This is a genomic window from Echinicola soli (assembly GCF_006575665.1).
GTDB lineage: Bacteria > Bacteroidota > Bacteroidia > Cytophagales > Cyclobacteriaceae > Echinicola > Echinicola soli.
Genome location: NZ_CP041253.1, coordinates 5,229,301 through 5,244,774, shown reverse-complemented (window position 1 = coordinate 5,244,774; position 15,474 = coordinate 5,229,301). Strand labels below are relative to the sequence as shown.

12 protein-coding genes are annotated in these 15,474 nt (G+C 47.8%); 10 read left to right on the top strand and 2 right to left on the bottom strand.

Annotated elements, in window-relative coordinates; genetic code table 11:
• Positions 1-6 precede the first annotated feature (6 nt).
• Entirely contained in the window at positions 7-2,070 is a 2,064-nt protein-coding gene (locus FKX85_RS20240) for an ATP-binding protein (RefSeq protein ID WP_168196305.1), read from the top strand.
• Positions 2,071-2,109: 39 nt separating this feature from the next.
• Here FKX85_RS20240 and FKX85_RS20235 read toward each other — a convergent pair whose 3' ends face one another.
• Positions 2,110-2,991: a sensor histidine kinase gene (locus FKX85_RS20235; protein ID WP_141616446.1), complete on the bottom strand. Its 882-nt coding sequence runs from the start codon at positions 2,989-2,991 to the stop codon at positions 2,110-2,112.
• Entirely contained in the window at positions 2,975-3,367 is a 393-nt protein-coding gene (locus FKX85_RS20230; RefSeq protein ID WP_141616445.1) for an STAS/SEC14 domain-containing protein, read from the bottom strand. Before FKX85_RS20230 ends, FKX85_RS20235 begins: the two co-directional genes overlap by 17 nt.
• A gap of 638 nt (positions 3,368-4,005) precedes the next feature.
• On the opposite strand from FKX85_RS20230, the gene FKX85_RS20225 reads away from it, so the two are divergent.
• From FKX85_RS20225 to FKX85_RS20185, 9 genes are all read left to right on the top strand, one after another.
• Entirely contained in the window at positions 4,006-4,659 is a 654-nt protein-coding gene (locus FKX85_RS20225; RefSeq protein ID WP_168196304.1) for an RNA polymerase sigma factor, read from the top strand.
• Positions 4,660-4,720: 61 nt separating this feature from the next.
• A complete protein-coding gene (locus FKX85_RS20220) occupies positions 4,721-5,728 on the top strand; it encodes a FecR family protein (RefSeq protein ID WP_141616443.1) in 1,008 nt (335 codons plus the stop codon).
• 115 nt (positions 5,729-5,843) lie between these two features.
• The gene (locus tag FKX85_RS20215; protein ID WP_210416882.1) at positions 5,844-9,218 is read left to right on the top strand and encodes a SusC/RagA family TonB-linked outer membrane protein; all 3,375 of its coding nucleotides are present in this window, start codon (positions 5,844-5,846) and stop codon (positions 9,216-9,218) included.
• Positions 9,219-9,239: 21 nt separating this feature from the next.
• A complete protein-coding gene (locus FKX85_RS20210; RefSeq protein WP_141616442.1) occupies positions 9,240-11,045 on the top strand; it encodes a RagB/SusD family nutrient uptake outer membrane protein in 1,806 nt (601 codons plus the stop codon).
• Positions 11,046-11,079: 34 nt separating this feature from the next.
• Complete coding sequence (locus FKX85_RS20205; RefSeq protein WP_141616441.1) at positions 11,080-12,210, top strand: SusE domain-containing protein; 1,131 nt, start codon at positions 11,080-11,082, stop codon at positions 12,208-12,210.
• 53 nt (positions 12,211-12,263) lie between these two features.
• Positions 12,264-13,469: a glycoside hydrolase family 76 protein gene (locus tag FKX85_RS20200; RefSeq protein ID WP_141616440.1), complete on the top strand. Its 1,206-nt coding sequence runs from the start codon at positions 12,264-12,266 to the stop codon at positions 13,467-13,469.
• Between the two features lie 4 nt (positions 13,470-13,473).
• Positions 13,474-14,607 (top strand): glycoside hydrolase family 88/105 protein, encoded by a 1,134-nt coding sequence (locus FKX85_RS20195; RefSeq protein ID WP_141616439.1) that lies wholly within the window; start codon positions 13,474-13,476, stop codon positions 14,605-14,607.
• 3 nt (positions 14,608-14,610) lie between these two features.
• Positions 14,611-14,805 carry a hypothetical protein gene (locus FKX85_RS20190; protein ID WP_141616438.1) on the top strand — a complete coding sequence of 65 codons (195 nt, stop codon included), beginning with the start codon at positions 14,611-14,613 and terminating at the stop codon, positions 14,803-14,805.
• Complete coding sequence (locus FKX85_RS20185; protein WP_141616437.1) at positions 14,802-15,473, top strand: SGNH/GDSL hydrolase family protein; 672 nt, start codon at positions 14,802-14,804, stop codon at positions 15,471-15,473. The genes FKX85_RS20190 and FKX85_RS20185 overlap by 4 nt, the downstream gene beginning before the upstream one ends.
• Position 15,474 lies beyond the last annotated feature (1 nt).

Below are 15,474 nucleotides of genomic sequence, written 5' to 3'. Positions count from 1 at the left end.
GGAATTATGGCGAATACTTTTATAAAACATAAGCATTGGAGCGTATTTTGGTACCTATGGGCATTACAAGTTATATGGTCTTCTATAACGGTTGCCCAAGAGCTGGATAGGGATAGCTTACGGGCAAAAGTAGTGCAGTTTCAGCAACAACCCGGTTATGAAAAAGATACCGTTTTTATCAGAACCCTGAACCATCTTGCCTATCGGTATTGGAGCACCAGTCCGGATTCGGTGATGGCCATATCGAAAAGATCCCTCACATTCAGCAAGCGCATAGGTTACCAAAGGGGTGCGGTAACAGCGATGATCCATATTGGTACGGCACATTATGAAAAAGGAAACTTCCAAGAGGCCATCGAGGTGGAAAAGAATGCCCTGATGAAGGCCGAAAAGATGGGGTTCAACAAGGAAATAGGAGTATTGTGCATTAACCTGTCGATGGTCTATCTGGATATAGGGATGTACGAACAGGCTCAGCAACTGGCTTATCGCGGCTTGGAAATCGCCACCGCAAACGGTTTTGAAAAGCAAGTAGCCCGAAACCACTGGACCATTGGACAAGTATATGAGCTGCAGGGGAAATTGCAGGAAGCCAGAGAATCCTTTGCCCGGAGCAAGGAACTTTATGAGCGAGCAGGTTACCAACGTCTCCTGCACCTGTTGGATATAAGTATTGGCCGGGTATACCTCAAGGAAAACCAGCCGGCAAAAGCCCAGGAGTTTTATCAGAAAGCCCTGAAGGAAAGCGGGGAATTGGGCCACCGGGCAGGCATGGTCAGGGCCTTCATGGCGTTAGGGGACTTTTTGGAACAGACCGGAAAGTCAGGGGAGGCCATGGAAAAGTATGCTGAAGCAAAAAACATTGCCGTAGCGCTGGGAACAGAACAGAAGGTGGCAGAGGCGAACCTTAAAATAGCCAAGTGCCTGCTTGAAACGGGAAAACTAAAGGAGGCATATGATCAGGTGCAAACGGGACTTGAACTGGCAAGAGACATCCATCATATGGCCCTGACAAGGGATGGATTTCTTTTTTTAAGTAAGATCCAAGCGGCAATGGGAGACTATAAACCAGCACTCGACAGTTATCAGGAATATACACTGCTCGGAGATAGTTTGATGAACCAAGAGGTCAGGATGCAATTGGTGAAGGCCGAGGAGCAGTTTCGACATGATCAGGAAATACAAACCGTCAACCAAAAGTATCAGGGACAATTGCTTCGCCAACGCAACTATACCTATTTTATCCTTGCCGTATCGATACTGCTGGTTTTTATAGTCCTTTTATTGGCCCTGTACCTAAGAAATATCCGTCGTACAAGTAGGATACAAAAGGCCCATCAGAAAAAGATTGATGAGCAGAACAGGGAACTGGAAAGGATAGGCAAATTCAAGGACCGAATATTGTCAGTGGTGGCACATGATGTGAAGACACCACTGAATTCCCTGAAAAGCACAGTGGATATGTACCAGGAAGGGATGTTCAACAAAGAAGAAATGAACATGCTCACCCAACAGATCAGTACGAAATTAAATGAGGTCAATTATTTTGTAAATGATCTTGTTCTATGGGCAAAGAGCCAGATGACCCAAGCTTCCGCACGGCCAAACGGGTTTGAAATAAAAGGATTAGTAGAAAAGACCATTTCGTTGCTTCTATGGGACGCAAAAAGAAAGGGGATAGAAATTTCTGACCGAACACAGCCAGGTATGGCCTATGCGGATGAAGAAATGGTCAAGATTGTTGTCCGAAACTTTCTGGCCAATGCCATAAAGTATTGTGATAATGGAGACCAAATCATACTTTCCACCAGAAGCGATAGTGAGGAAAGGCTGCTGGTGGTTTCGGTAGAAGATACAGGAACAGGGATTCCCGCCGAAAAGCTTCCCTATATCTTTGATGAAGTGAACATGAGCACCGAAGGTACCCACCATGAAATTGGCACCGGCCTGGGGCTGGTCTTATGCCGACAATACATAGAAATGAACAATGGGAAAATAGGAGTGGAGTCGGAACGGGGAAAAGGCAGTGTATTTTGGTTTGCCATTCCATTGGAAGAACAGGGTTCTTGATGGGAAATGGAAATGATTGGCTGCCGTATCCACCTTAGGTTACCCGGGAGCCTTTTGAACCGTGAAACAGAAGGTGGTGCCTTCTCCGGGACGCGATTCCGTCCAGATTTTTCCATTATTCTCCAGTATGATTTTTTTGATGATGGCCAGGCCCAGCCCGGTACCCGTTGGTTGGTTCTCCTGGTTCAGCCGAAAGAACAAATTGAAGATATTGTCCCTGAATTTTTCCGGAATACCCGGGCCATTGTCCTGAATGGAGATCATAATATCATCCTGCCGTTCAATACTCTTGACCAATAACGCACATTCCTGTTTGTTATTGAACTTGATGGCATTGTTGATCAAGTTGGATAGCACCTGGTAGAGGGCCATGGGGTCATAGTAAATTTCGGGAACCATGGTCTGGTAAGTTACCCTGATGGAGTGGGCACGGGAAAAGGATTCGACGATCTGTGCACACGTTTTTTGTATACTGATCAATTTGAGCTTCCGGGAATTTACAGTGGATTTTGAGTATTCCAGGATTCCACTTACGATCTCCAGGCTTTTGCTGTTCATGGCCCTGATCAACTCAATGTATTCCGGGATATTTGCATAGGAACCCTCTTCGACCTCACTATCCATAAGGTCAATGATGCCCATGATATTGTTCAACGGGGACTTGATGTCATGGGCAAGTGTAAGGGAGAAATTTTCAAGGTTATGGTTGACTTCCTTGAGGTTGGACAGCTCTACCATTTTTTTTTCGACTTCCTCACTAAGCATGTTCAGCCCCGCAGCAAGGACGCCTAAAGAGGTGTCCCCGGTGTTGGTATTAATCCTGCTAGGGAAATTTAAACTGGCTATTTCCCCTACCAATCGGATAAACTCCGATATCAAGGCCTGGTCTTCCAGATCAGTTGGTTTATTTTCCTTGTCCATTCTTAATTGTGGTTAACCAAGATAATGCTTCTGAATGATCGGCAAAAATCCGAATGGGAAACGGTGGCCTGTTAAAGCCCAAAAAGAAATTCCCGATCATTCTTCCCATCGAAGAGGTGGACACCATCCCCACCGCATGTTGGACCTTGGCGGCGTCCTTGCTACAAAATAGGTCCCTGCATTCACTTGAAATCCCTTTGACCTTGCTGATATCCACCATCAAGTATGCGGGCTTGTTCCCGGTTATGGTCGATACAGCGGTGAGGTTCTCTCTTCCATCGTCCAGGGTCAGGGATAAATTGGGTAGGATCCTGGTGTGGATAATGCCGTTCTGTAGCAGACGGAATTCTTGGGTCCTGGTAGTAATCGTGTCCATATATAGTTGGCAATCGTTTTCTGTATTAAATCAAATTTTTGGTTGAAAAAAATAGGGCTAAATATCTTTAGTGCATTTAAAGGAATATACAGCCCTTATTTAATATCAATTGCTGGTGAATCGAAAATCAGGCCAAATTCAAATTATGGTGAAATTAAATTTAATGTATTTGAGGTACGTAATATTTGATTTATTGGATGGGGATGTGAATTTCTGCATTGCTATCAAACCTGGGGCGCTATTGTGCCTATTTCCACTTACCATGGTCATGCAGTTTTTATTAGTCAGGTATTTGTCAGCTAAGTGAAATCTTTGGCCAAAGTGGGGATTTCCTTGGAGGTAAGTCCGCTCATATGTCTTGTTTCTGTTTATCTAGTTTTTTATAAATGAAGGAGTAAGGGAGTGGTGATAAAATCGATTTAGCTAGAATTATATTTTGGTTTTATAGGGTTTTGTATTCTTAAATTTTTTAATACCCAACCGGGAAATGGGATTCTTGGATTTAATGGATTGATTTTGTTCATTTGTTAATGCTGCTTCCTGAGTATTGGTAGAAAAACACACACCCTTTCCGCCTGATAATGAATGCTTAGGATTCCCGCATGAAGATTAACCCCAAGATAAACCTGATAAAAACAATGGATGAAAACAAAGTACTTTTATACCGGATTTCAGTGAATTCGGATAAGAGGGCGTTTGGAGAACTGTTCAAGCGGTATCATTCCAAACTGATTTCTTTTGCCCTTTGTTTTTTGCCCCATTTTCAAGAGGCTGAAGATGTAGTTTCCGAGGTCTTTATAAAACTTTTGAACAAACGGTCTCAGCTAAAGGATATTGATAATTTTGAAGGGTATATCTACTATGCAGTCAAAAACCAATGCCTGAACCACCTGAAAAAGAACAGAAGGAAAGTACCGTTGTCTTCCGTCCTGGATTTTGAGGATATCAAAACAGGAGAATATACCCAACCCCTCAACCAACTGCTGACAAAGGAGCTGAGGGAGAGGATTGCTGACCTGGTGGAAAAATTGCCGCATAAAAGGAGGTTGGTCTTTAAAATGGTCAAAGACGACGGGTTGAGGATCGGAGAAGTGGCCAAGACCTTGGGTATAGCGGAAAAAACAGTAAAAAAACATTTGGAACTGGCGATACGTGGTCTGAGACATGATATTGCAGATTATATTTCCTCCAATGGGGACCAGGCCAAGATTGTTCCGCTAAAGCATAAGGCAAATGTCATCTGCTTGGCCTTTATGATGCTGGGAAACAGTACTGTTGAATTTTTTGATTGATTTTTTTTTGAAATAGGCAAAAGCGATTACGCCTTTTTATGATGTGGGTTGTCTTGGTAATGTGAACAGAGAAGACAACCATATCGACAAGCTCCTTGCAAAGTGGCTTACCCATACGGCAACCCCCGAAGAAATAGAAGAAATCAAAGACTGGGCGGCACAGCGCGAAGAGCGTTTGGAAATCCTGGAGACCTTCCAAAAAGCCTGGAAAGAAACCACTGCTGAGCCTGTCCTTGTAAATGCCGAGGAAAAGATCAATGAAATTTGGTCCAAAGGAGTAGAGGAGAAGGGAAGCAACATCTCAGTTTGGAAGCCATTTATGAAATATGCCGCCGCTATTGTGCTGATAGCAGCCACATCATTGGCCCTTTTGTATATGGTAAACGGTGGTTTTTTCCAAGAACCCTCGGAAGGGCAACAAAGACCCTATGTTGTCAAAGAGAATCCTGCTGGCCAAAAGACCAAGCTCTACCTCCCCGATGGATCAATCGTTTATTTGAACAGTGCTTCCAGCATCACCTATGCACAAGGCTTTGAGGGCAACGAGCGAAGGGTCCGCTTGGAAGGGGAGGCCTATTTCGAAGTGGCCAAGGATAAGAACAAACCGTTTGTTGTGGAAAGTGGGCCGGTAGAAACCACTGCCTTGGGAACGGCCTTTAACGTAAATGCCTACCTCGGTGACCGGGAGCTGCGTGTTTCCCTGTTAGAGGGTAAAGTTCAGATCAATAAGCTGGAAGAGCAGGATAAAGCAGTTACCCTGGTCCCTGGAAAGGAAGTGGTTGTGGACAAGAACACCCAAAAATTATTCCAAGGAACCGTCGATGTGGATAAGGTGATCGGCTGGAAAGAGGGAAAACTGGTGTTTGAAAACGCTGGCTTCAATGAAATAAGCACCAAGTTGGAGCGGTGGTATGGTGTGGATATACAGGTAAAAGGACAAACACCCGGAGATTGGACAGTTACCACCATCTATCAGAAACAAAGCCTTAAAAATATATTAATTGATTTAACCTACTCTAAAGACTTTGCCTATGAGATAAACGAAGAGACCGTAACGATAATATTCTAAAAAACAGAACCAGTAGGATGGCTCCCTACTGATTCTGAAGGTGTTTAACTAATGGTTTGGTACTAGTTAGTTAAACCTGTCAAAATACATGTGAGCACTTTAACAACCCAAAATTATGCAAAATAAACCTTTACTGCTAATTCTGAGAATGACAAAATACACCCTATATGGTTTTTTGTTTCAGATGTTTCTCCTCAATGTGGTCCTCGCACACCGCATCGACGCCCAAAAGATCGATGAAGTCTATGTGAGCATCGCATTGGAAAATGCTAAACTGATCAATGTTTTTCATGAAATTGAAGACCAATCTGAATTTCACTTTACCATTCACCAGGACGAAGGCTATTTGAACAAACGGATATCGGCAGATCACCCCCGGATATCGGTTGAAGACCTTCTCAAAGAGATCGGGCGGCAAACCGGACTTTCCTTTCAGCAGGTAAACAGCAATATCGCTGTTCGTCAGGCAAAAAAGGAAAACAGCCGTTCGGTGGCAGCTCCCATACAGAGCAGGAACGTGATTGACGTCAACGGTACGGTAAACGATGAGAACGGTACCCCAATGCCCGGGGTAAGCGTGCTGGAGCAGGGGACTTCAAACGGTACCGTTACCGATATTGATGGGCAATATTCCCTGCAGGTCAACACCGGGGCGGTGTTGGTATTCAGTTTTCTGGGCTATGAAAAGCAAACCTTTGAGGTGGGCAACCAAGCTGAAATAAATGTACAAATGACCCCTGACCTACAGGGATTGGATGAAGTGGTCGTCGTCGGTTACGGCACCCAACGGAAAATCCAAACCCTTGGATCACAAAGTGCTGTCAATGTAAAGGAACTTAAACAGCCGGTGGCCAATATTTCCACGGTACTGGCAGGCAGGGTGTCGGGACTGGTCGGTGTACAGCGAAGTGCTGAACCCGGGCTTGATGGGGCCGATCTATGGATACGTGGGGTAAACACCCTCAGCCAAAACAACAGCAAGCCCCTGATCCTTGTCGATGGCGTGCAACGTGATTTCAATAACCTGGACCCCAATGATATTGAGAGTTTTACGATATTGAAAGACGCTTCGTCGACTTCTGTTTACGGGGTAAGGGGAGCCAACGGCGTGGTCTTGATCACCACAAAGAAAGGTGAAGCGGGCAAAACAAAAATCAACCTGGACTATTACAGGGGCATTACCGAATTTACCAAAGTTCCCGAGCCTGCCGACGGGGTTACCTATATGCAGATGGCCAATGAAGCTTCGGTAACCAGGGGGGGACAGCCGGTATATTCGGCAGATATGATCCACAAGACCTATACCCAGGAGGATCCTTACCTGTATCCCAACGTGAATTGGATGGACCATATTTTTAACCAATTTGGCCAGAATGAAAAGGCAAACCTGAATATCAGCGGGGGCGGGGAGAAAATGACCTATTATGTTTCGGCCGGATATTACAGCGAAACAGGCCTTTTTACCACCGATGACCTGGCCAAATACAACGCTGAAATTAGCTTTAACCGGTACAACTTTACCTCCCATCTGAGCATCAAGCCTACCAAGACCACGACGATCGATCTGGGCATCAAGGGATGGATCTCAAACGGCAATTATCCCGGAACCGGAACCAACACAATATTTTCCGAAGTGTTCGAGACCTACCCCACACTTTACCCCCTTAAATACCCCAACGGGGTGGAGCCCTGGGTATCCACCGGCGGAGGGCTGAACAATCCCTATTATTTGTTGACCAACAGGGGCTACTCTACCTTGTACAATAACCAGATCAATTCAGACATCCATGTAAAGCAGGATTTGGGCTTTGTGACCAAAGGCTTGTCGGCAAGGGTGCTTTATGCTTTTGACGCCAGCAACAGCAATAGACTGGTAAGGAACAAGGTTCCCTATACGGTATATGCCACCGGACGGGATGAAAACGGGGAATTGATCTATGAACAGACCGACAATGGAAATGGAAGGGATTATTTGACCTTTAGCAGAAGCAACGGCGGTGACCGCCAGTTTTACCTGGAAGCGGCCCTAAATTATGATAATGACTTTGGAAACCATCATGTAGGGGGACTTCTACTGTTCAATTCCACCGACAGGATAAGTGCTACGGCCGGGGATTTGATCGGATCGATACCCTATAGGGGCCTGGGCGCTGTCGGTAGGTTTAACTATGGATACGATGACAGGTACATTGCCGAGTTGAGCTTTGGCTATAACGGGGCGGAAAATTTTGCCCCTGACGAGCGCTTTGGCTTTTTTCCTTCCGGAGCAGTCGGTTGGGTGCTTTCCAATGAAGATTTCTTTGGGGATGCGGACAAGGTCTTCCAATACTTCCGGCTCCGGGCCTCCTACGGAATAGTGGGCAACAGTAATATTGACGGGCGGAGATTTGCCTATATCCCCACAGTGGCCAATACCGGGGGGTATTCCTATGGACAGGACAGGGGAAACTATATCGGGGGGCTGGATATCGGCGAATATGCTGCCAATGTTACCTGGGAGACCGAAACCGATGTCAATTTAGGCATTGAGTTTACCACGTTGAATGATGCCCTGAACATGGAAGTGGACTTTTTCAATCGCCGGAGGGAGAATATCTTCCTGGAAAGGGCCGCTGTTCCAGGCTCCATGGGGCTAAGGAGCAATCTATTGGGAAACCTGGGAATTACCAATAGCAAAGGAGTGGATGTTTCTGCGGACTATAACATGAACTTTGGCCAGCTGAACATGCAGTTGCGCGGAACATTTACCTATAACGAAAACGAAGTGATCGAAAATGATCAGCCTACCCCTCCATACGATTATATGGAACGCAGGGGACACAGTATCGGCCAGCGCTTTGGCTATGTCGCCCAGGGGTATTACACGCAGGAAGAAATCGATGATGAGTCGGTAGCCAAAACAGCCGGCGTGGTACAGGCCGGAGATATAAAATTCAAAGACCTGAACATGGACGGAGTAGTCGACGCAAATGACCGAACGGCCATTGGAAAGGGGGACATCCCCAAGATCGTCTACGGCTTTGGTACAACACTTTCCTATAAGGGTTTTTCAATGGGAGCCTTTTTTCAGGGTGTGGGAATCGTAGACCTCTACCTGTCCAACCAATTTATGCCTTTCAGGGAAGGCTCCGCAAGGGGTGGATTGTACAAAAACATCAAAGATCGCTGGACTCCCGAAAATCCCAGCCAGGAGGCGTTTTACCCAAGACTCTCCTATGGCAGCGACATCAACCAAAACTATTCGGCCACCAGCAGTCATTGGCTTATGAATGGCAGGTTCCTCCGGCTCAAAACGCTGGACTTTGGCTGGAACATACCCAAGGGATCACTGGGCAGCCTGGGGGTAAGTGATATGCGGATCTATTTTATTGGGTACAACCTGTTGACCTTTAGTCCATTTGACATGTATGATCCCGAGCTGGGCAATGGCAGTGGTACCCGATATCCCAATATCCGGACCTATAGCCTTGGCGTAAATGTATCTTTCTAACACCCAAAATTTCCTATAAAGATGAAATTCAAGCAATATCATAAATTATTTTACTGGACCCTGTTCCTTGGAGCAGGGCTGCTGCTGACCTCCTGCTACGGAGACTATTTGGACCAGGTGCCAGATGACCGCCTGTCCATTGAGGATGTGTTCAAACGCAGGACCACCACCGAACAGTACCTGGCCAATGTGTACGCTTATATCCGGAGTGAAACCGACCATAATACCGGCAACTGCCCCTGGGAAGGGCTGTCCGATGAAATGGATGTGACCTATAACAACTATCCCACCTATAGTATGAACCTGGGAAGCTGGGACCGCAACAGGGGGGATTACAATTATTGGAACCACTATTATGAAGGTATCCGGTCGGCCTCCTACTTTATCCATCACGTAGATGAGAACCAGGAGCTCAGTGATGAGCTGATCGCCCAGTACAAGGCGGAGGCCAGGTTTTTACGGGCATACTTCTATTCGATGATCATGCGGCAGTACGGTCCGGTAATCCTGCTTCCCGACGAGCCCATAGCACCCGATGCTACCATTGAGGAAATGAGCATCCCCAGAAGTCCCTATGATGCATGTGTGGATTACGTAGTGGCAGAAATGGACCTTTCATTGGAGCATTTGCCCGTAGAACCGACCAACACAAGGGAATGGGGCAGGATCAACCAGGGCATGGTAAAAGCCTTTAAAGCAAGGACCCTGCTTTATGCGGCAAGCCCCTTGTACAATGGGAATACCGATTATGCGGATTTCAAAAACCCTGACGGGACGCAGCTGATCAGCCAGCAGTATGATGAAAACAAATGGAAAAGGGCCGCAGATGCCGCCAAAGAAGTCATTGACATGGGTAAATATGAGCTTTACCGGGAATACAATGGGGATGGAAGCCTGGATCCCTACGCTTCCCTGAAGAATGTATTCCTAAGGGACTGGAACCCTGAAATTATTTTTGCCAAGGTATCGGATATGTATGCCATCGACAAGAATGGAAGCCCGTACATTGCGGGGGGCTGGTCCTCCTGGGGACCGACCCAGTCGGCGGTGGATGCCTATTTTATGGCAAACGGCAGGAGGATAGATGATCCTGCTTCAGGATACCTCGAGCAAGGGTTTGCCGAGGAAGAAACAGCCTATTATGATCAGGGGACATACAATATGTATGTAGGCCGCGAGCCCAGGTTTTACGTGGCCATTACCTTCAATGGGAGCAAATGGATAAACAATGAATTCGGTGCTAACGGAGAACCATTGGTAGTGGAAATGTACAACGGGGGAAACAGTGGACGGTACACCGGTAGGAACTGGTCCAGAACCGGATATGTGGTCAGAAAACAGGTCCACCCGAGCAGTACGGTAAAGCCTGACAGGATAGCCGGAAGGATGGAAGTGAAGTTCCGGTTGGCAGAGATATACCTCAGCTACGCCGAAGCCTTGAATGAATATGACCCGGGAAATCCCGATATCCTCCATTACCTCAACCTGATCCGGGAAAGGGCAGGAATTCCCCAGTACGGGCAAGGAGAGGACCGCGTACCGGCACCGCAGGGGCAGGAAGCTACCAGGGCGGCCATTCACCGTGAAAGGCGGGTTGAGCTGGCCTTTGAAAACCTGCGCTATTTTGATACGCGTCGCTGGAAGGTGGCCGAAAGCACGGATGGAGGACCCTTTTACGGAATGGATGTGGATGCCACCGATACGGAAGGCTTTTCTGAAAGAGTGGTCTTTGAAGAGCGGGTGTTCGAAAAGAAACATTACCTCTGGAACATTGTCCAGTCTGAGCTGGATAGAAACGGGCTGCTGGTTGAAAATCCAGGTTGGTAATTAATTGTTCAAACAGGTAAACCGAATTTGAAAAATGAAAAAATATATCAATAATGTCATATGGGCTATAATGGTGTTGGCCGGTGGAATAAGTTGTACGGATACCGAGTCGATACAAACGAGCCTTACGGAATTTTCCATTAGTTTTCCTCAGGGCGGAGAGACAATTGCACTGGATCCTGAAAGCAACGCGGTAGTGAATTTTGAATGGGAACCCTCAAACACCGGGGATGGGACATTGGTGTTTTATGAAATCCAGTTTGATGAAGTGGACGGGGATTTCAGTGATCCATTGTATGTTACCATGGCCGAGAATGAAGGTATAGACCAACTTGCCGCCATCACGCACAAGGATTTGAACATTATTGCCTCCAGAGCGGGAATTGCCCCTTTGGAGACAGGAAAGGTCACCCTTAGGATCCTGGCCACCAATGGTGTGAACGAGGTGTTTTCTGAAAATGTATTGACCGTTAACCTGGAGCGGCCGGCAGGATTTGCTGAAAATCCAGCACAATTGTTTTTATGGGGAGCGGCCACTGAGGCCGGAGAAGATGCCGAAAGCGCCCTTCAGTTTAAAAAACTCTCTGATGGGGTGTTTGAAATTTATACCGCCCTGGGCCCAGGGGAGTTTCAATTTGCCGATGAAAAGAGCGGTGAAATGAACCGTTTTTACTGGGATGGGACAACCATCAAGAGCGGTGAAGCAGGAGATAGCCCTGCTACCAGTACCGCCCCTTACCGTATACGGTTGAACTTCAATAACGGTGAAGCCGAATTGGTGGAAATCCAATCGGTAGGCCTGTGGATAGCAGCAGAAAATGATGTGACCGAAACACTTGCCTACCAGGGAGATGGTGTGTGGAAAGTGGCCGGTATAGCCATAGAATGGGCGGAAGTGTCCTGGGGAAAGGATGAGCGGTACAAGTTCCGGATAACGGAAAAAAACCTGGACGGGGAAGAAAGTGTCCGTTTTTGGGGAAGTGCCAATAAGGATAACGGCCGTCCAAATGACAGCACTGGTGAGGGGTACTATGAACTGCACAGCACCGGGGAGACCTCGCAGTGGGATTATACCTATAAATTTCCCGGGGAAGGTGAAAACAACGATGTTTTGGTGTATTTCCAGTCTTCTGGAGCCTATAGGCACGAAGTCATCTTTAATTGAACCAATCGCCCTGGCACTTGAGGGTTCCAGGGCGGATTTTTCACCCCAAAACAATGATGATGAAAACACGCGCTGATGCAGCAACCTTATTGACCATGTTGCTTGGTGTCTTTTTGGCAGCCTGTACCGGTGCCGAAGAGGAGCCGGCCGCACCTGGGGAGCAACAGGACAAAGAAGAGGAAATCGACTGGATGTCAATAGCCGACCGGTCGCAGGAAAGCCTGTTAAGGGAATATTGGTCCGACCAGCATTATTTTACCCAGAACAATGGCGAACATATTGGATTCAATTACTGGTGGAATGCCCATGCGCTGGATGTATGGGTGGATGCCTACCTCCGTACCGGCGATGTAGAGTATACTGAACTGATGGACCAACTGTTGGCAGGCTGCCGAAGGAAAAACGGCGACACCATGTGGAACACCTTTTATGATGATATGGAATGGATGGCACTGGCCTGCCTGCGGGCTTACGATGCCACCGGAGAGGAAAAATATAAAACCCTTTCGCGTATGCTATGGGATGAAATCAAGGTCGGATGGAGCGATATCAACCATGGTGGCATTGCCTGGGCAAGCGGATCCCCTGGGTCAAAAAATGCATGTTCAAATGCACCGGCGGTTATTTTGGCCGCCAGGTTGTATCAAGAAGACCGCAGACAGGAGGACTTGGACTGGGCACTTAAAATCTACCAATGGCAGAAAAAATACCTGGTCGACCCTGCCAGGGGAGTGGTATGGGATGGCTATGGGAATTTCAATGAAAATAATATCTATACCTATAACCAGGGAACCTACCTGGGCGCAAGCCTTGAGCTGTTTGAAATCCTGGGGGAGGAAAGCTATATGCGTGAAGCCATCCGTACGGCCAATTATGTGGTCCACGACCGCGACAGGTTTTCTCCCGAGGGGATCTTACGTGGGGAAAACAGTGGTGACGGAGGTCTTTTCAAAGGCATTTTCATCCGCTACCTAACCCAGTTGGCCCTGGCACCGGCATTGGATGGGATGACAAGGGCCAGCTATCTCCACTACCTGGACGACAATGCCCGCAGCCTTTGGACCACCGCCACGTTAAAGCCCGATATCCTGTTCGGACACACCTGGAGAGGGGTGCCTGATGGAAAAACCATCGATTGTTCGATCCACCTGAGTGCAGTAATGATGCTGGAAGCAAGGTACGCAGTGGATGGACTGATGGGGGAGGAGACATCCTCTTCCCCCGCCTTTAATTCAATTTCGCAAACACAAAAGAGATGAACTGATGATCAAGCGCATCAACTATACACTAATCCTGTTTTATTGCTTTGCCCTTGCCCTTGGGGGATGTGCGTCCCTGGGCCAGCAGCATTTTAACCATTGGCCGGAGGGCACGGCCCCTGAAGAAGTGGGAAGCCTTTTGGCCGAACACTTTGTGGAAACCCCACATACCAATTTTGGTTTTGACAGCCCTCCGTCATCCATTACCTATTCGGAAGTCTGTACCTGGTATGGGGCATTGAAGTTTGCCCGTTATTCGGATGACCAGCACCTTTTGGAAGCGCTGGAAGAACGCTACCGGCCATTGATGGGAGAGCAGCAACGCCTGGTTCCCCATCCAGACCATGTGGACCATACCGTATTCGGGGCCATACCCCTGGAACTTTTCCTCCAGACCGGAAAGGAAAAATACCTGGAACAGGGCATTGGTTTTGCCGACCAGCAGTGGCGCCTGCCGGAAAGGGCCAATGGGGAACAACGGAAATTGGCAGCAGAAGGCCTTTCCTGGCAGACCAGGTACTGGATCGATGATATGTTCATGATTTCCACCATCCAGGCCCAGGCTTACCGGGCCACGGGAAAAGAACGGTACATGGACCGGGCGGCCAGGGAGATGGTCGTATACCTAAAAGAACTTCAGCGCCCCAACGGGCTGTTTTACCATGCACCGGATGTGCCGTATTTCTGGGGCCGTGGAAACGGATGGATGGCCGCAGGAATGACCGAACTGCTTCGTGCCCTTCCCGAAGACCACCCCGATAGGAGGACTATCCTGCAGGGCTACAGGACAATGATGAAAAGCCTCCTTGCCCATCAGGCAGAGGACGGCATGTGGAGGCAGCTTATCGATGAAAACAGCGCATGGAAGGAAACCTCTTCCACCGGGATGTTTGCCTTTGCGATGATCACTGGGGTGAAAAGAGGATGGCTGGAAGAGGACGTCTATGGTCCCGCCGCCCGGAAAGCCTGGATAAGCCTGGTCAGCTATATTGATGAAAACGGGGATGTCAGACAGGTATGTCAGGGGACAAACAAAAAGAACGATAAACAATATTACCTCGACAGGAAAAGGATCACCGGGGACATGCACGGACAGGCACCGGTGCTATGGTGTGCGTATGCCCTGTTGGAAAAATAGTGAATGATGAGCAATACCATCATATCGTACAGGCAAACAGGCTGGCAGTCGCGCTTTAGAATAGGAGTTTTGGTGTATATTTCCCTGCCAGCCATGCAGGGCACTGTTCGCGGTCCTTGGGTGTGGATCCGTTCCCTTGAGGAAATGAACGTATTGGATACGGCCTTCTTCCAGCACTATAAAATCAGGAAAAGATGAGGGGAACACCATTGCTGCTAATCCTGGGCTTGCTGTGCGGACAGCTGAAGGGACAGTCAAGGTTGGTCGAGCAGCTGGCAAAAGGAAAGGACCAATTGGTAGTGGTATACGGTACGAGCCTTTCGAGCGGAGAAAGGGGAGGTGCTTGGATGGGAGAGGTGTCAAGGCAGCTTAACGCCAGGTATGACGGACACCTGGACTATATCCTTTCAGGAAAGGGAGGGATGTGGTCCACCTGGGGTGTACAGCACCTCGAGGACAGTGTAATAGCCAAACATCCCGATGTGGTGATAATAGAGTTTGCAATCAACGATGCCTTTGAAGATTACCATACCCCCCTGTCAGTTTCCGAACTGAACCTCCGTTATATGGTCGACAGGATAAAGCTTTCCGACCCTTCATGTGAAATTATACTGCAGGTGATGAACATGCCCGTGGGCACATCTGCCGAATACAGGCCAGCGTTGGGGAGTTATTACCAGATGTACAGAAGGGTGGCAAGATCCATGGGCCTCCTGTTGGTGGACCACTATGCCAACTGGCAAAAAATCCTTGACCAGGGCAGGGAAGAATTTCTGGAATATGTGCCCGACGGTATCCATCCCAGCAATAAGAGTGGCAGGGAGATAATCGCTCCGAAAATTATCGAAACATTAATGGGGAATTGAG

Coding starts and splice junctions, on each gene's coding strand:
- FKX85_RS20195 (WP_141616439.1), top strand. CDS start 13,474: ATGATCAAGCGCATCAACTATACACTAATCCTGTTTTATTGCTTTGCC.
- FKX85_RS20230 (WP_141616445.1), bottom strand. CDS start 3,367: ATGGACACGATTACTACCAGGACCCAAGAATTCCGTCTGCTACAGAAC.
- FKX85_RS20210 (WP_141616442.1), top strand. CDS start 9,240: ATGAAATTCAAGCAATATCATAAATTATTTTACTGGACCCTGTTCCTT.
- FKX85_RS20215 (WP_210416882.1), top strand. CDS start 5,844: ATGCAAAATAAACCTTTACTGCTAATTCTGAGAATGACAAAATACACC.
- FKX85_RS20240 (WP_168196305.1), top strand. CDS start 7: ATGGCGAATACTTTTATAAAACATAAGCATTGGAGCGTATTTTGGTAC.
- FKX85_RS20205 (WP_141616441.1), top strand. CDS start 11,080: ATGAAAAAATATATCAATAATGTCATATGGGCTATAATGGTGTTGGCC.
- FKX85_RS20185 (WP_141616437.1), top strand. CDS start 14,802: ATGAGGGGAACACCATTGCTGCTAATCCTGGGCTTGCTGTGCGGACAG.
- FKX85_RS20225 (WP_168196304.1), top strand. CDS start 4,006: ATGGATGAAAACAAAGTACTTTTATACCGGATTTCAGTGAATTCGGAT.
- FKX85_RS20190 (WP_141616438.1), top strand. CDS start 14,611: ATGATGAGCAATACCATCATATCGTACAGGCAAACAGGCTGGCAGTCG.
- FKX85_RS20235 (WP_141616446.1), bottom strand. CDS start 2,991: ATGGACAAGGAAAATAAACCAACTGATCTGGAAGACCAGGCCTTGATA.
- FKX85_RS20200 (WP_141616440.1), top strand. CDS start 12,264: ATGATGATGAAAACACGCGCTGATGCAGCAACCTTATTGACCATGTTG.